This window comes from Ferrimonas gelatinilytica, from assembly GCF_039544205.1.
Lineage (GTDB): Bacteria > Pseudomonadota > Gammaproteobacteria > Enterobacterales > Shewanellaceae > Ferrimonas > Ferrimonas gelatinilytica.
Window position 1 is genome coordinate 60507 of record NZ_BAABLF010000012.1, and the last position, 16793, is coordinate 77299.

16 protein-coding genes are annotated in these 16793 nt (G+C 60.0%); 4 read left to right on the plus strand and 12 right to left on the minus strand.

Annotated features, from left to right (window positions below; all coding sequences use genetic code 11):
- Positions 1-52 precede the first annotated feature (52 nt).
- Positions 53-1882, plus strand: a complete 1830-nt coding sequence (rpoD, locus tag ABD997_RS09875) for an RNA polymerase sigma factor RpoD (protein WP_345316842.1) — start codon at positions 53-55, stop codon at positions 1880-1882.
- A gap of 146 nt (positions 1883-2028) precedes the next feature.
- Here rpoD and ABD997_RS09880 read toward each other — a convergent pair whose 3' ends face one another.
- The 3 genes from ABD997_RS09880 to ABD997_RS09890 are packed head-to-tail and all read right to left on the minus strand — an operon-like array spanning position 2029 to position 4148.
- On the minus strand, positions 2029-2691 hold the full coding sequence (locus ABD997_RS09880; protein ID WP_345316843.1) for a TIGR04219 family outer membrane beta-barrel protein: 663 nt from the start codon (positions 2689-2691) through the stop codon (positions 2029-2031).
- 7 nt (positions 2692-2698) lie between these two features.
- The gene (locus tag ABD997_RS09885; RefSeq protein WP_345316844.1) at positions 2699-3670 is read right to left on the minus strand and encodes a DUF2333 family protein; all 972 of its coding nucleotides are present in this window, start codon (positions 3668-3670) and stop codon (positions 2699-2701) included.
- 31 nt (positions 3671-3701) lie between these two features.
- Positions 3702-4148: a copper chaperone PCu(A)C gene (locus ABD997_RS09890; protein ID WP_345316845.1), complete on the minus strand. Its 447-nt coding sequence runs from the start codon at positions 4146-4148 to the stop codon at positions 3702-3704.
- 62 nt (positions 4149-4210) lie between these two features.
- Between ABD997_RS09890 and ABD997_RS09895 the strand changes: the two genes are divergently transcribed.
- Complete coding sequence (locus ABD997_RS09895; protein WP_345316846.1) at positions 4211-4948, plus strand: enoyl-CoA hydratase; 738 nt, start codon at positions 4211-4213, stop codon at positions 4946-4948.
- 297 nt (positions 4949-5245) lie between these two features.
- Here the strand turns inward: ABD997_RS09895 and ABD997_RS09900 are convergent, their stop codons facing one another.
- The 3 genes from ABD997_RS09900 to dusA form a co-directional block, all read right to left on the minus strand.
- Positions 5246-5437, minus strand: coding sequence for a PspC domain-containing protein (locus tag ABD997_RS09900; protein WP_345316847.1), 192 nt, complete (start codon positions 5435-5437; stop codon positions 5246-5248).
- A 12-nt stretch (positions 5438-5449) separates the two neighbouring features.
- Positions 5450-5845: a hypothetical protein gene (locus ABD997_RS09905; protein WP_345316848.1), complete on the minus strand. Its 396-nt coding sequence runs from the start codon at positions 5843-5845 to the stop codon at positions 5450-5452.
- Positions 5846-6131: 286 nt separating this feature from the next.
- Positions 6132-7106 (minus strand): tRNA dihydrouridine(20/20a) synthase DusA, encoded by a 975-nt coding sequence (gene dusA, locus ABD997_RS09910; RefSeq protein WP_345316849.1) that lies wholly within the window; start codon positions 7104-7106, stop codon positions 6132-6134.
- A gap of 257 nt (positions 7107-7363) precedes the next feature.
- Between dusA and ABD997_RS09915 the strand changes: the two genes are divergently transcribed.
- Together ABD997_RS09915 and ABD997_RS09920 are read left to right on the plus strand one after the other, a co-directional pair.
- Positions 7364-9166, plus strand: coding sequence for an AMP-dependent synthetase/ligase (locus ABD997_RS09915; protein WP_345316850.1), 1803 nt, complete (start codon positions 7364-7366; stop codon positions 9164-9166).
- Positions 9167-9470: 304 nt separating this feature from the next.
- Positions 9471-10574, plus strand: a complete 1104-nt coding sequence (locus ABD997_RS09920) for a phosphoribosylaminoimidazolesuccinocarboxamide synthase (protein WP_345316851.1) — start codon at positions 9471-9473, stop codon at positions 10572-10574.
- Between the two features lie 125 nt (positions 10575-10699).
- Here the strand turns inward: ABD997_RS09920 and ABD997_RS09925 are convergent, their stop codons facing one another.
- The 6 genes from ABD997_RS09925 to oppB form a co-directional block, all read right to left on the minus strand.
- Positions 10700-12007 (minus strand): flavin-containing monooxygenase, encoded by a 1308-nt coding sequence (locus ABD997_RS09925; protein WP_345316852.1) that lies wholly within the window; start codon positions 12005-12007, stop codon positions 10700-10702.
- Between the two features lie 316 nt (positions 12008-12323).
- Positions 12324-12656 (minus strand): DUF2314 domain-containing protein, encoded by a 333-nt coding sequence (locus ABD997_RS09930; protein WP_345316853.1) that lies wholly within the window; start codon positions 12654-12656, stop codon positions 12324-12326.
- A 265-nt stretch (positions 12657-12921) separates the two neighbouring features.
- Positions 12922-13929, minus strand: a complete 1008-nt coding sequence (gene oppF, locus ABD997_RS09935; RefSeq protein ID WP_345316854.1) for a murein tripeptide/oligopeptide ABC transporter ATP binding protein OppF — start codon at positions 13927-13929, stop codon at positions 12922-12924.
- Positions 13926-14897 (minus strand): oligopeptide ABC transporter ATP-binding protein OppD, encoded by a 972-nt coding sequence (gene oppD, locus ABD997_RS09940; RefSeq protein WP_345316855.1) that lies wholly within the window; start codon positions 14895-14897, stop codon positions 13926-13928. Before oppD ends, oppF begins: the two co-directional genes overlap by 4 nt.
- 9 nt (positions 14898-14906) lie before the next feature.
- Entirely contained in the window at positions 14907-15812 is a 906-nt protein-coding gene (gene oppC, locus ABD997_RS09945) for an oligopeptide ABC transporter permease OppC (RefSeq protein WP_345316856.1), read from the minus strand.
- Positions 15813-15822: 10 nt separating this feature from the next.
- A complete protein-coding gene (gene oppB / locus ABD997_RS09950) occupies positions 15823-16749 on the minus strand; it encodes an oligopeptide ABC transporter permease OppB (RefSeq protein ID WP_345316857.1) in 927 nt (308 codons plus the stop codon).
- Positions 16750-16793 lie beyond the last annotated feature (44 nt).

Genomic DNA, 16793 nt, shown 5'->3' on the forward strand with positions numbered 1-16793 from the left:
GCGCGTCACTGGCCGCTTATCCCTAGTTTTTAACCTTAAGTGGATGATATCAATGGATCAAACTCCTCAGTCGCAACTTAAGCTCCTCGTCGCTAAAGGCAAAGAGCAAGGCTACCTGACGTATGCCGAGGTGAACGATCACCTGCCCGCGGACATGGTCGATTCCGACCAGATCGAAGATATTATCCAGATGATTAACGACATGGGCATCCAAGTCTTTGAATCCGCTCCGGATCAAGACGAATTGATGATGTCCGAAGATGCCACCGACGAAGATGCGGCCGAAGCCGCTGCAGCCGCCCTGGCTAGCGTCGAAGGTGAGCTCGGTCGTACCACCGATCCGGTGCGCATGTACATGCGTGAAATGGGGACCGTCGAACTGCTGACCCGTGAAGGTGAAATCGTCATTGCCAAGCGCATTGAGGATGGCATCAACCAGGTACAGTGCTCCGTTGCCGAGTACCCCGCCGCCATCGGCCTGCTGCTGGAGCAGTGGGACCGCTTCGAAGCGGAAGAGATCCGCCTCACCGAAATCATCTCCGGCTTCATCACCGATGAAGACGAAGCTCCAACCGCCACCCACGTTGGCTCCGAGCTGTCCAAGGAAGAGCTGGACAGCGAGGATGAAGACGAAGATAGCGCAGAGGAGGAGGAAGAGGAGGGCCCGAGCGGTCCGGATCCGGAGCAGGCCAAAGAGAAGTTTGATGCCCTGCGCCAGCACTTCGAGATGGCACGCAAAGCCTCAGACGAGCACGGCAGCGACTCACTGGAGGTGGCGATGATCGTCACCAAGCTGTCCGAGCTGTTCAAAGAGTTCCGCCTGGTGCCCAAGCAGTTCGACATGCTGGTCGGCAACATGCGCATCATGATGGATCGCGTCCGTGTTCAGGAGCGCCTGATCATGAAGCTCTGCGTCGAGCAGAGCAAGATGCCCAAAAAGAACTTCATGAAGGCTTTCGCCGGCCGTGAAGCCAACCAGTCCTGGCTGCAGGATGAGATCGCCGCAGGCAAGAGCTACTCCCCCGCCCTCGAGAGCCGCAAGGAGGAGTTGGAGCGCTGCATCAACAAGCTGGCTGCGGTTGAACAGGAGACCGGCCTCTCCATCGCCAAGATCAAGGACATCAACCGTCGGATGTCCATCGGTGAAGCGAAAGCCCGCCGCGCTAAGAAGGAGATGGTGGAAGCCAACCTGCGTCTGGTGATCTCCATCGCCAAGAAGTACACCAACCGTGGCCTGCAGTTCCTGGACCTGATCCAGGAGGGCAACATCGGCCTGATGAAGGCGGTGGACAAGTTCGAGTACCGTCGCGGTTACAAATTCTCCACCTATGCGACCTGGTGGATCCGTCAGGCGATCACCCGCTCCATTGCGGACCAGGCCCGGACCATCCGGATCCCGGTTCACATGATCGAGACGATCAACAAGCTCAACCGGATCTCCCGCCAGATGCTGCAGGAGATGGGCCGTGAGCCGACTCCGGAAGAGCTGGCCGAGCGGATGCTGATGCCGGAAGACAAGATCCGCAAGGTGCTAAAGATCGCCAAGGAGCCGATCTCGATGGAGACCCCGATCGGGGATGATGAAGACTCCCATCTGGGGGATTTCATCGAGGATACCACCCTGGCTCAGCCGATCGACTCTGCCACCTCCGAGAGCCTGAAGATGGCCACCAACGAGGTACTGGCGGGACTGACCGCTCGGGAAGCCAAGGTGCTGCGGATGCGCTTCGGTATCGAGATGAACACCGACCATACTCTCGAAGAGGTGGGTAAGCAGTTTGATGTGACCCGTGAGCGGATCCGTCAGATCGAGGCCAAAGCACTGCGCAAGCTGCGTCACCCCTCGCGCTCCGAGATCCTCAAGAGCTTCCTGGACGAGTAAATTCGCCCGGAACGAACAAGCCCCGCCCTCTGCGGGGCTTTTCTTTGCCCTCAAGGGCATATGCGGCATGGATCGCCAGCCAAGCGCACGAAAAAGGCCCGGCAGTGATGCCGGGCCTTTTTGTACTTCAGGAGATTGGGGCAGCGTTAGAACTGCACTTCGGCCCCGACAAACCAGCCGTTTTGCGTTACATCGGCACTGATCCCTTTGAAGTGGCGTACATCGAAGTCATGTTCGCGATAACCGCCCTTAATGTTCAGATCAAACAGCGACAGATCCAGGCCGTAGCCCAGCCCCACCTGGTAATCGCTGATCTGCTTGCTGTTGTAATTGGTCAGTGCCACATCGGCAAAGACAAATAAACCGGAGCTGACCAGGTTGATGCGACTACGGGCATAGCCCATGACGACGCCTTTATCCAGCTCTACGTTTTCCCACCCCTCGCGGAGTGCACCGTCGTACTGCCGGTAGTTCACCCCAAGGTCCAGCTCGATGCCGTCGTTATCCAGCAGTTGCCAATAGAAGATGAAATCGGCGTTGGACAGGTCAAGTTCGGTGCCGTCACCGCTGCTGCCCAGGTCGTTATAACGCACCATCAGGTTGGGCAAGATGGGAATAAAGTGCTCCAGCGCCACGTACGCGCTCAGCCGCTCCTTATCGCTCCAGCCCGGATCGAGCTCGTTAGACTTGCCATCGGTGGACATAGAAAAAAGGTCCACCCCTCCCTTTATCCCCAGTAGATCCGCCTGGGCTGGCATCGCCAGCCCGGCACTCAGAGCAACTGCACATACGCTCCGTTGTAGCCTCATAGATGGTTTAACCCTGTGTGAGTAGTTGTTTTAGGTCGATAAGCGCCGCGTTGGCGCGGGAAATGTAGTTGGCCATCACCAGGGAGTGATTGGCCACCAGGCCAAAGCCTCCGCCATTGAGGATGATGGGGCTCCAAACCGTATCCTGGGTAGACTCCAGCTCTCGAATGATCTGCTGCAGGCTGACCCGGGCATTCTTCTTATCCAGCACAGGCGCAAAGTCCTGCTCGATGGCACGCATGAAGGCCAGCAGGGCCCAACAGTGCCCCCGGGCTTCGTAGAAAACGTCGTCGATCTTCCACCAACTGGTGCGTACCCGATGCTCCAGCAACAGCTCGGTGGACTGACGGGCCACCTCGTCGCCGGCCAAATCGGTGTTGACGCGATCCTGGCCCACGCTGGCGGCGAGGCGTTGAGACAGACTACCCAGGCGCTTCTCCACCTGCTCCAGGTAGCTCACCAGATTGTCCGCCCGGGCGTAGAACTGCGCATCTTCGTTCTTCGGATCCATGATGCCGTCACGGTAACGGATCAGTGCCTTGATACCGGCCTGATACTCCGCTTCGGCACGGGGGAACATCCAGCTACGCCGATCGATATTGAACTTGGGTTGAGCGATCTGCAGGTTGGTGTCTTCGGTGGACTGAGATTGGGAGCGGGCGAAATCCCGCCTCAGCACCAGGCTCAGATCCCGCAACTGCTCCAGCGCACCAAACTCGAACGCCGGCATGTTATCCATCAGCACCGAGGGGGGCATCACATCATTGGAGAGAAAACCGCCCGGCTTATCCAGCAACCCCTGACCGACCAAGATGGCGGCGGTAGCCGTGGCATAGCCCACCACTTCCCCCTCCTGGGCGCGCAAACTCGCCGTGTCGATGGGATCCGGCTCCACACTCCACCAAACCGCCAAGAGGTAGTTAAACAGCACCACCAGGGCAATCCCCAGGATCACCCGCTTCGTCGTCACACGTTCCATGACCGCCTCCCGTTGTTATTCCAACTCAAGCTTAGTGGTGATGGTGGTGGCTGTGCTCGGACGGTTTAAGATCTCGCACCTCAAACACCACGGTCTGCACCGGTGCCTTGGCGAACCGGAGCTCGCAGCTCAACTGCGCTCCCACCTCAGGCGTCGCTTCCAATCCCATCATCATCAGGTGCAGGCCGCCCTGAGCCAGGATGACAGCTACTCCCTGGGGCAACTCGATGGCCGCCACGGGGCGCATCTTGGTCAGTCCATCCTCGTGGAGCAGCGTGTGCATTTCGGTGTTCTCGACCCCCTCGCAACGCGCCGCCAGCAGCTGGTCATCGCCCTCGCTGCTGGTGATCTGCAGGTAACCTGCGGTATTGGGTACCCCCGGCGGCATCGCACGAACATGGGCGTCCTCCACCAGGATCTGCGCCATCAGTGGCGAACTCAGCAGCACGGCAAAAAATCCAAACAACTGTTTAAGCATACCCTAGCTTCCCTTAGACTGGCGTTCGTACACGGACGAACCGACGATGAACTGGAGCCCTCATGGACACAATACTTTGCCATCGACAAGATGGGGTCATGGTACTGACCCTCAATCGTCAGGACAAGCGTAACGCCTTGACGCAAAAGATGTATACCGACTTGATCGACCATTTGAACAGTGCTGAACAGGACCCGGCCATCCGCGCCATCCTGGTGCAAGGGGACAACCAGTGTTTCTGTGCCGGAAACGATCTTCAAGACTTTCTCAACGGCACCCTGGATAATGATGCCCCGGTGCTGCGTTTCGTCAGGATGCTGCCGCATCTGAAAAAGCCCCTGGTGGCCGCGGTTGCCGGCCCGGCGGTGGGGATCGGCACCACGCTACTGCTTTACTGTGATCTGGTTTACGCCACCGAGGACGCCAAACTGATGCTGTCCTTCGTTAACCAAGGGTTGGTACCGGAGGCCGGCTCCACCGTCCTGTTACCTGCCCTGATGGGACACCAGCGCAGCGCGGAGTTGCTCCTGCTGGGCCGTACCTTCTCCGGTGCCGAAGCCCATGAGTGGGGGCTGGTGACCCGGACTGTCCCGGCGGAGCAACTGCTCGACCACGCCCTTACCCAGGCTAAGAGATTGGCCAGCCAGCCCCAGAGCGCCCTCACGGCCACCGTGGCGATGCTGCGCGACGCCCGTCCAGATAACTTAAGCGAAGTAATCGATCACGAGATCGCCCTGTTCCTGGCTCAGCTTGAGACCGACGAGACCAAGGCGCGCATCGCCCGTATGCTCAAGCGCTGAAGCCGCGCCGCCCGGAGCCATAGCATTAATCCTTTTCACCACTTCGGGCTCCGGACCCAGTCCGGGGTTCTCGCACCGGGTCCGGGGAGTGCCTCGGGGGCAGCATGGCTTTGTTGACACGCCATTCCCTACGCAACTGCCCGCACCCAAAAAACAGCAAGGCCCCACTGACCAGGGCCAGGGGGCCCGCAATCCAAAACCAGGCCTTATCGTTAAGGGCCACGCTCCAAGGGTCCTGCCACCCCACGAGGCCGATGAGGCAGAGCAGGAGCATCACCATCAGGGCAGCCAGTATCTTCATCTCAGCGGCCCCTGGGACTTGGGCATCAGCCAGGCGGCCACCAGGTAGAGAAAGAGCATCGGCAGAGGTGCAACCCAGCACAGCATTACGGCAGCAAGGCGTGTCCAACCCGGATGCCACTCCAGTTGCCAGGCCAACCTCGCAATCACGCCCAGCAGCCATCTATCGGTCGGTCCCTTCCGTTTCATCACTTCCCCTCCTTACTTGACTTCCAGTTGACCCAGGGCGGCTTCACGCATCAGGGTTATCGCCGCAGCGGCAGAGTCCTGCATCACGTTGTCAGCCCACTGCTGCAGCTCCTGCTGGAGCTCCACCAGGATCCCATGCTGAACGGCCACCACTTCACGCTGCAGTGCCCGCTCAATCCGGGGCTGGGTCGCCAAGACCATCTCGTGGATATTGCTCATCCCCTGCTGGGCAAGTTGATGCGCATCCTGGCGTGCATCCACGATGATGGTGGCATGCATCTGGGCCAGCTCGGCACGGATGTCGTGGTCAATCATATCGGTGAAGGCCGAACTCTCCGCCGCTTGAGCGCCGGTAGCCAGAGTCAGGGCCAGTGCAGAGGTGCGAAGCAGAGTAGTGAAGGCAAACATGGTGGTAACCTCGGTGTTCGTTGAATGACACCTTCAGGGTTACAAGTGGCGTGCCAACTTCACAAAGTGATATAACGCCATGATTTTTAATGCGGTTTTTTAAAGGGCGGGAATGGGAAGATGAAACGGGTGCAGTGAGCCGGGGAAAGATTAGCCAAAGTCACCAGTGCATGTAGTGGATTTCACCAACCCTAGACATGAAGGCAGCATAACCGCAGTGTCGGGTAGTGAAACGCCCTCCTGATAGTGGCGGCAAGCCACGGGAGGGCGTAATCAAAGTGCGCAGTTACGCGGCGACCGCAGACTCGGGCAACGAGGCCAGGGCATCGCTGAGTACGCTTGCCCCCATGCCCGGCAGATGGGCGTTCTGGGCCAGGTAACGGCGCCACTGGCGCGCCCCGGGCATGCCGTTAAACAGCCCCAGCATGTGTCGGGTCACGTGGTTGGCACGCCCCCCCTGTGCAATGTGGCGCTCCAGGTAGGGGATCATCTGCTCGACCACCTCTGCCCGGGAGAGCGGGAGACGATCATCCCCGTAGAGCCGACTATCGACCGCCGCCATCATGTAGGGATCCTGGTAGGCTTCCCGCCCCACCATCACCCCGTCAAGGTGCTGCAGGTGGGCTTCACACTCATCGAGGCTCTTTACCCCACCGTTGACCGAAATATTGAGGCCGGGAAAATCCTGTTTCAGACGGTAGGCACGGGGGTAATCCAGCTCAGGAATCTCCCGGTTCTCTTTCGGGCTGAGGCCTTTGAGCCAGGCTTTTCGGGCATGGATGGTAAACACCTCGCAGCCGGCTTCCGCCACGGTGCCAACGAAGTCGGTCAGGAAGCCATAGCTGTCCTGCTCATCGATACCAATGCGGGTCTTAACCGTCACCGGGATATCCACCACCGCCTGCATCGCCTGCACGCACTCCGCCACCAACTGCGGCTCCGCCATCAGGCAGGCGCCGAAGCGGCCGTTTTGTACCCGGTCCGAGGGGCAGCCCACGTTCAGATTGACCTCGTCGTAACCGCGCGCCTGGGCCAGCTTGGCACAGTGCGCCAGGTCCGCCGGGTTACTCCCGCCCAGCTGCAACGCCAGGGGGTGCTCCTCCTCGTTGAACGCCAGGTAGTCCCCCTTACCGTGGATGATCGCGCCGGTCGTCACCATCTCGGTATAGAGCAGCGCCTGACGGGAGATCAGCCGGGCAAAGTAACGGTAGTGGCGATCCGTCCAGTCGAGCATAGGGGCAACGGAGAAGGTGCGTTTCATCGAGAACCTCACGAAGAATTTGGGGCGCACATTCTACAAAAGCCCGCCCTAAAATCACAGGCGAATTTTTCACCAATGTGGCACCGTTCACTGAACCCGGGGCCCCAGCCGACGAGACTAACCGCGTATTGGCCTGCGGGTGCCCTGCAGATCGTGATCCCGCCCGCAGGGCAAGACTCCCTATCCCTATCGGAGCAGACAAAGACGCCGGCAAAAACTAGCCTTGGGAAGAGTCTATTTTGCCGTTGGAGCCCGAGATGACGGATCTCACCCCCTACCACCTCCCTACCCTGCTACGCACCCAGGCAAAGCGTCGTCATGATCAAATCGCCCTGCATTATCAGGACAATGCGGAGTGGCACAGCCTGACTTGGGAGGCCCTCTTTACCCAAGTGGATGCCCTGGCGCACCATCTGCTGGCGCAAGGCTTCGACTCCGGGGAGCGGGTCGGGATCTTCGCGGCCAACAGCTTGCCCTGGGTGATCACCGATCTGGCTCTTATGCAGATGGGCGTGGTCAGCGTCCCTATTTACGGTACCAACACCGCCGAGCAAACCGCCTACATCGTTCAGGATGCCGAGATCCGCACCCTGTTTGTGGGGGACCAGGCGCAGTATGAAAAGGCACTGCTCGCCGCCGAGCAGTGTCCGACACTCAACACCCTTATCCTGATGAGCGATGCTATCCAGCAGCGGGAGTCCCGCGTTCAGACACGCCGTTTCGCCGATCTGCTCGGCGAAGGGCACAAAGAGCAGGCCCAGGAGCTGGCAAAGCGGCAGCAACAGGTCGATCTGGAGGCAACGCTGACCCTGATCTACACCTCCGGTACCACCGGCGAACCCAAAGGGGTGATACTGACCCACCGCAACTTTGCCGCCATTGTAGAGCAGCACCAGCAGGTGGTGCCGCTTGAGCCGGGCACCCTGTCGCTCTCCTTCCTGCCCCTGTCCCACATCTATGAGCGCGGCTGGAGCCTCTACGTGCTCAGCTGCGGCGGCTGCAATGCCTACCTGGGCGACCCGACCCAGGTACAAACGGCGATGCAGACCATGAAGCCCCAGGTGATGTGCGCCGTGCCCCGCTTGTTTGAAAAGATCCACACCACCATCCGCAGTAAAGTCGCCTCGGCGGGGCTGGCCAAACGGCTGCTGTTCCGTTGGGCGCTGGACCAGGGTCGACGCCAGTTCCGGGCCCAGCAACAGGGGCGCACCCGGGTCAAACTGGGCCAGTTTTACCATGCCATCGCCGACAAGCTGGTCCTGAGCAAACTGCGCGACGCCCTGGGGGGCAACTTCCTCTTCGTCTCCGCCGGCGGTGCCCGCCTCGACGAAAAGGTCAACGCCTTCTTCCAGTACATCGGCATCCCCCTGCTTAACGGCTATGGTGCCACCGAAACCAGTGCCACCGTCAGCTGCAACCGCCTCGATGATATCCAGGTCAACGGCGTCGGCCTGCCCCTGCCAGACGTTCAGGTTCGGATCGGGGAGGAGGATGAGATCCTGGTCAAGGGGCCTACCGTCACACCGGGCTACTTCAACCGCCCGGAGGAGACCGAAGCGGCGTTTGTCGATGGCTGGTACAAAACCGGCGATGCGGGCTACCTGGATAACGAAGGCCGTCTGCACATCACGGATCGCATCAAAGAACTGATGAAAACCTCCAACGGCAAATATATCGCCCCACAACGGGTCGAGGGGGTCGTAGCACTGGAGCCACTGGTGGAGCAGGTCGCCATCGTCGCCGATGGTCGCAACTTCGTTTCTGCCCTGGTGGTGCCTGACTTCCTTGCGCTGGAGCAGTGGGCCCGTCAGCATGGCTTAAAGTCGGAGGATAACCGCACCCTGGTGCAACTGCCCGAGGTGCAGGCGCTGATGAAAGAGAAGATCCAGGCGACGCAGGAGTCACTGGCTGGCTTCGAGCAGATCAAGCAGTTCACCCTGCTGCCCCGCCCCTTCAGCATGGATCACGGTGAGCTGACCCCCACCCTCAAACTGCGCCGCAAGGTGATCAACGAGATCTTTGCCGACGAGATCGACGCCATGTACCGCCGACGCCACTGAATAACGGCTCCGAGCCGCAGGGCAACTGCCTCTAATTCCACTTTGCCTAGGTTGTGGGGGGTAGAGCTTTTAGGAGCGAGTTTCTTGTTCCTAAAAGCCTGCGGTCAAGAGCCTGCGCCACGGAAGGCCTCCGTTACAGAGCTTTGCTCGGAAAATCAGCATGCTGGTTCAGGCAAACGGCGAGAGCTGATATCATTGCGGGCCACGGGATCCCTGGTCTCGACCAGCGCCGAAGAGCCTAAAACCAGCAATGCCGCGGCGATCCCACGATGACCCTACAGCCCTTAACTACAGGACAGTGATCATGAGTCTTGCCGACAAGGTATTGGCCGTTAACAACGATCTTCCCATCCGTACCGAACTGCCGGTGCACTCCGGTAAAGTCCGCTCCGTCTACTGGCTGACCGAAGCCGACAGCCGCCGCCTGATCAAGGAGAAAGGCTATGACGTGGCCGAAGATGCGCCCCTGGCGATCATGGTGATCTCAGACCGGATCTCCGCCTTCGACTGCATCTGGCACGGTGAGGGCGGCATGAACGGCGTACCCGGCAAGGGTGCCGCCCTAAACGCCATCTCCAACCACTGGTTCAGGCAGTTCAAGGCGCAGGGGCTGGCCGACAGCCACATCCTGGATATCCCCCACCCCTTCGTCTGGATCGTGCAGAAAGCCAAGCCGGTGATGATCGAGGCGATCTGCCGCCAGTACATCACGGGCTCCATGTGGCGCGCCTACAGCAAGGGCGAGCGCAACTTCTGCGGCATCGAGCTGCCGGACGGGCTGGAGAAGGATCAGAAACTGCCGGAACTGCTGATCACCCCCTCCACCAAGGGGATCCTCGAAGGGATCCCAGGGGTACCGGCCGTGGATGACGTCAACATCACCCGCCAGAACATCGAGGACAACTTCGAAGCGTTCAACTTCCACTCTAAGGCCGACATCGATCGATACGAAGTGCTGCTCAAAGAGGGCTTCGACCTGATCTCCGATGCTCTGGCCCAGCTGGACCAGGTGTTCGTCGACACCAAGTTCGAGTTCGGTTACGTCACCGACGCCGCAGGCAACGACAAGCTGATCTACATGGATGAGGTGGGCACGCCGGACTCCTCCCGGATCTGGGATGGCCCCAGCTACCGTGAAGGCAAGGTGGTGGAGAACTCCAAGGAGGGCTTCCGCCAGCTGCTGCTGAACCACTTCCCGGATCCGGACATCCTGCTGAACAAGGACCGGATGGCCGAGCGCGCCGCCCTGGCCCGGGATAACGCCCTGCCGGTGGAGGTGCTGATGGAAGTCTCCAAGACCTACACCGATATCGCTGAAAAGATCACCGGTGAAAAGATTGTCCTGTCCGATAACCCCAAGGCGGAGATCATCGCCATCCTGCGGGAGCAATACGGTTTGATCGACTGATTCCCGTGGTGGCATAGCGCCGTTGGAGTTAGGAAAAAAGGAGGCGAATGCCTCCTTTTTTGCGCCCTAAAAAGTGCGATGCTTGCTGCACTTTTTGAGCAAGCTCCGCTAACGAAAGGGGCCGCCTACCCCGCCCTGCGGGCCCGATTCAGTCCCGCCTTCAATTCCCGGGTGATCTCCCCTTTGTAGCGGGCAAAGTCCAGCTGCATAGTGTGGCGCCGCGAGGCGTAGTAATGCCCACCGTGGACCTGTTCGTCCCGCTGGATCGCATCCATCATGGCCGCCGGCTCCGGCAACTGGTAACGCCCCTGGATCAGCGGTACCACCAGGCGCATCTGCACCTGGGCAAGATTAAGCAGCGAGGGCAGCGCCTGGGCCAATCCCAGGAAGATCAGTGTCGGGCGCTCGGGCCGCAGCAAACGCTTGAACAGCGGCAGCCGGTTCTCCTTCAGGGGCACCAGGTCTTCGGCCAGGAAGGGAAAGCTGACGTCGTAGCCGGTGGCGTAGATGATCACATCGAACGCCTCACGGTGACCGTCGTTGAACACCACGGTGTCCCCCTCGAAACGCTCGATCCCGACCCGCATCTGGATATCCCCGCTGCCCAGACGGTTGAGGAACTCTCCAGAAACCGAGGGGTGCGCTTCCAGAGGCTGATGGTCCGGCTTTTGGATCCCCCAGCGGGTGATGTCGCCCACGGCGAAACGGTAGACCCAGCGAAACAGCCGCCGCGCCAGCCAGCCGGGAACCCAGGGGGGCAGCAGCGCCTTATCCGCGGGCTGACCAAACAGGTACTTGGGCATGATGTAGCCCCCACGCCGGGCGCTGACACAGAGTTTGTCGGTGATGTGGCGCTGGCTGAGCTCCGAAGCGATATCCATGGCACTGTTGCCAAAACCCACCACCAGCACCCGCTTGCCGCGCATACAAAGTGGCTGCTCAGGGGTCCGGTAATCGTGGGCGTGAAGCACCTCGCCCTCGAACTGGCCCGGGTAGTCCGGCCACGCCGCCTTCCAGTGGTGGCCATTGGCCACCAGCACGTAATCAAACAGCCCTTGATCCCCCTTATCGGTGCACACCCGCCAGCGCTCTCCCTCGGGCTCAACGGCGGTGACCCAGGTGTTGAAGCGGATCAGCGGGCGCAGGCCGAAGTGGGCCACGTAGTCCTGGAAATACTGGAAGATCTGCCGATGGCTGGGAAAGTCCGGATATTCCTCGGGCATCGGGAAATCCTCGAAGCTGGCCCGGGTTTTGGAGGTATCAATATGCAAAGACTGGTAGCAGGCGGACTGGCCGTTAGGATTCTCGTAGTACCAGTTGCCACCGATGTCATCGGAGGCCTCGAAGCAGACCGTCTCTATCCCCGCCTCCCGCAGGGCCTTAAGCGCCGTGAAACCCGACGGCCCGGCGCCGATGATGCAAACTCGCGTCATATCCCTCTCCCTGTCACGCTCATAAGGGAGAAGGTAACCGATGTGGTGAAAATGTGTACCGCTTTAAGAGGTTGCCGAACTTGGGAGTGAGAGTGATAGTGGGATTGGGTTTGGCCTGTCGCCCCAACCCTAAGAGTCCGCTGGAGCGACAGCCAGCGAGAGCGATGCACAAGGCTTTATCGGTAACCCTCGCCTGATGGCGAGCATTAAAGTTCTATTTAGAAAACGCCCGCTCAATGGGAGCAGTTAGGTTGACTCAAATCTGCGATGAACGAGCAATAGCTAACCAACTTCAGTGCATTCCTGATTGGGCTTGTTATGTGTCATCTTCATAGATGTCGATGATGTGATACGAGCAGAAGTTAAAGGTAGTATCGCTCTTCACACAGTCACTTCCGTAAGGGTCATTATCGAGCCTACCAACATAATGTCCGGTTTCTACCTTGATCACTTCAACCCACATTCTTTCTACTGATGTAGTCTCCGAGCCCTCTGTCTCCTCCATACTGAAAATCAGTTTTACAAGAGCACCGAGAGGCAATGATACGCGCTTAGTTTTGTCTGGTATCCAGAATGTTTCAGGATACTGCTCGTTGAGTTCCTCAGCATTATCCAAAACAAAGTGGTCAGTCTCATATGTTGGTAGCACTTAGCTCTCCTATGGCACATAACAGTGTATTAGTGCGAATTCAGATTAACAGGCTGAAACTGAGAATTCGCAATAACACCAACTAAAAAACGAACACGCCAGCAAGTTAATCGATCTTAATCAACAATTTAGGAACCGAACGGCGGCAAGATTCGACTCCAGTGTGCATTCACACCCCACTCACGGCGCCCACCTCAGCCAGACTGCCGCCCAAAACTCAAAAAGCGCCCCTCAGGGCGCTTTTTTACTGCTCAAGATAGGCGACTTACGCCGCCACATCATGCCTCGGGCAGGCCACCTGGTGGGTGCCCCCCAGGGATTGCAGGCTGGGCCGATGCTTGGCGCACTCATCGCACACCACCGGGCAGCGGGTGCGGAACACGCAGCCGGAGGGCGGACTGATGGGGGATGGCAGCTCACCGGTAAGCAGGATCACCTCCTTGTTACGCTCCTGCTCCGGATCCGGCAGCGGAACGGCGGAGAGCAGCGCCCGACTGTAGGGGTGGGAGGGCTTGGCGTAGAGCTCATCGCTGCTGCCGGTCTCCACCTGGTTGCCCAGGTACATCACCATCACCCTGTCGGAGATGTGTTTCACCACCGAAAGATCGTGGGCGATGAAGATGAGCGATAGCCCCATCTCCCGCTGCAGCTCCTTGAGCAGGTTCACCACCTGGGCCTGGATCGACACATCCAGTGCCGAGACCGGCTCATCGCAGATCACCAGCTTGGGCCGCAGGATCAGCGCCCGGGCGATACCAATACGCTGACACTGGCCGCCGGAGAACTCGTGGGGGTAGCGGTTGATGACGTTGGGCAGCAGGCCCACCTTGGCCATCATCGCCCGTACCTGCGTCTGCACCTCGTCACGGCTCAGTTCCGGGGCATAGTTACGGAGCGGCTCGGCGATGATGTCGCCAACGGTCATCCGCGGATTCAGCGAAGCCAGGGGGTCCTGGAAGATCATCTGCACATCCTTGCGCAGAATCTTCATGGCAGCGGGATCTTTATGATCCACCGGCTTGCCATCGAAGATCACCTCCCCGTCGCTGATCGGCACCAGGCCGATCAGTGCCCGGGCCAGGGTGGACTTGCCACAGCCGGACTCTCCCACCACGCCGAGGGTTTCCCCGGGCCGAATATCGAAGGAGACGCCATCCACCGCCTTGAGTTGCGGCACCGGATCCCAGGGCCACTTCTGCGCTTTCTTGATAGCGAAGCGCACCTTGATGCCCCGGGCTTGCAGCAAGGGTTGGGTGTTTTGAGACTGGGTCATGCCGCGACCTCCTCGATGTTGACGTGACAGGCGCGCTGACGCTCGCCATCGAACTGCTGCAGGGTCGGGGCAACGCTGCGGCAACGAACATTGGCGAAGCTACAACGGGCGCTGAAGGGGCAACCCGGGGGCAGGTCCAGCAGGTTGGGCGGGTTGCCCGGGATGGTGGGCAGCGCACTCTCCTCGCTGTCCAGCCGCGGAATAGCGGAGAGCAGGCCCCGGGTATAGGGGTGGGTCGGCTGGTAGAACACCTGGTCGGTGGTGCCGTACTCCATGGTGCGGCCGGCATACATCACCATCACCTTGTCGCAGAGTCCGGCCACCACGCCCAGATCGTGGGTGATCATGATGATGGCGGTACCCAGATCCCGTTTCAGTTCGTTCAGCAGATCCAGGATCTGCGCCTGTACGGTCACATCCAGTGCCGTGGTGGGCTCGTCGGCGATCAGCAGCTTGGGCTGGCACAGCAGCGCCATGGCGATCATCACCCGTTGGCGCATGCCGCCGGAGAACTCATGGGGGTACATATCCATCCGCTTGCGCGATTCCGGGATCTTCACCGCATCCAGCATCGCCACACTCTGTTTCAGCGCCTCGGCGGCGCTGCAGCCCTTGTGCAGCATCAGGACCTCCATCAGCTGCGGCCCCACCTTCATGTAGGGGTTCAGGGCGGTCATGGGATCCTGGAAGATCATGGCGACCTGTTCCGCCCGGATCTTGTTGAGTGCCTTCGCCGGCAGTCCCAACAGCTCCTGGTCCTGGAAGCGGATGCTGCCTTCGGTGAGACCGTTCTTGGCCAGCAGCCCCATGATGGCAAAGGCGGTCTGGCTCTTACCGGAGCCGGACTCCCCCACGATCCCCAGGGTTTCGCCGGCGGCGAGGTCAAAACTCAGCTTGTCCACCGCAGTGACATTACCGTCCGGCGTGGTGAACTGCACATTCAGATCTTTAACAGTCAGTAAGCTCATGACGCCTCCTTAGCGGTCTTTGGGATCCAGCGCGTCACGCAGACCATCGCCGATGTAGTTGAAACAGAACAGGGTGATCACCAAGAAGGCGGTGGGGAACGCCAGCTGCCAGAGGGCGATCTCCATGGTCATGGCGCCCTCGTTCACCAGGGCTCCCCAGGAGGTGTAGGGCTCCTGCACACCGAGGCCCAAAAAACTCAGGAAGGACTCGAACAGGATCATCGAGGGCACCAGCAGGGAGGCGTAGACCACCACGATCCCCAGGGTGTTGGGCACCAGGTGACGCAGGATGATCTCCTTGGTGCGGGTGCCGGAAACGATGGCCGCCTCGACAAACTCCTTGCGCTTGAGCCCCAGGGTGAGGCCCCGCACGATCCGCGCCATATCCAGCCAGGAGACCGCGCCGATCGCCAGGAAGATGAGGAACAGGCTGCGGCCGAAGAAGGTCATCAGCAGGATCACCAGGAACATGAAGGGGAAGGAGTTGAGGATCTCCAGGATCCGCATCATCACGTTATCGGTACGACCGCCGACGTAACCGGCGATGGAACCGTACAGGGTACCGATGATCACCGCTACCAGGGCACCAAGCACGCCCACCATGAAGGAGATCCGTCCCCCCTCCAGGGTACGAACGAAGAGATCCCGGCCGAGGAAGTCGGTGCCGAAGTAGTGGCCGTTTTCGATGGAGGGCGGCGATGCCATGTTGGCCCAGTCCATCTCGTCGAAGCTGTACTGGGAGGCGGCGGGGCCGATCACCACCAGCACGGCGATCACCGCCAGTACGGCGAGCGAGACCACGGCTGCACGGTTGCGCAGGAAACGGCGGCGGGCATCGGCCCAGAGGGAGCGTCCCTCCACTTCCAGCTCCTGTGCAAAGGCTTCGACCGCTTGGTTGTTTTGTTTTTGGGTCATGGTTTGCATCTTAGCTCTCCACTCGAATGCGCGGATCGATCAGGCCATAGACGATGTCGACGATGGCGGTAAACAGGATGGTGAGCGCACCCACCAGGATGGTCAGGCCCAGGACCAGGGAGTAATCCCGGTTGAGGGCGCCGTTGACGAAGTACTGGCCGATGCCGGGGATCCCGAACACCGTCTCGATCACCACGGAGCCGGTGATGATCCCCACGAAAGCGGGGCCCAGGTAGGAGACCACCGGCAGCATCGCCGGGCGCAGGGCATGCTTGAAGATGATGTGGCGCATTGGCAGGCCCTTGGCGTGGCAGGTACGGATGTAGGGGGAGTGCATCACCTCAATCATGGAGCCCCGCATGATCCGCGCGATGGACGCCATGTAGAGGATCGCCATCGCCGCCACCGGCAGCACCATGTACTGCCAGCCGCCACCGTGCCAGCCACCGGCGGGGAACCAGCCCAATTTGACGGAGAAGATCAGCACCAGCACCGGCGCCAGCACGAAAGAGGGCAACACCACGCCCACCATCGCCAGGCTCATCACGGTGTAATCGATCCAGCTGTTCTGCTTCAGCGCCGCAACGGTACCCAGCGCCGCGCCGAAGATCACCGTGAAGACGAAGGCCACCAGGCCCAGCTTGATGGAGATGGGGAAACTCTGCCCCACCAGTTCGTTCACCGTGTAGTCCTTGTACTTGAAGGACGGACCCAGATCACCACGGGCCAGATCGCCCAGGTAGTAGAGGTACTGCTGCCACATCGGCTTATCCAGGTGGTACTTGGCTTCAATGTTAGCCAGTACCTCTGGCGGCAGGTTGAAATCCCCGGTAAAGGGGCTGCCCGGTGCCGCCTGCATCAGGAAGAAGGACAGGGTGACCAGGATTAACAGAGTCGGTATCGCCTTAGCCAGGCGAAGCACCATAAATCGAAACATATTCACTCCTTGCCCCCGATTGACGGCGGGGGCTGCCGCTTCGT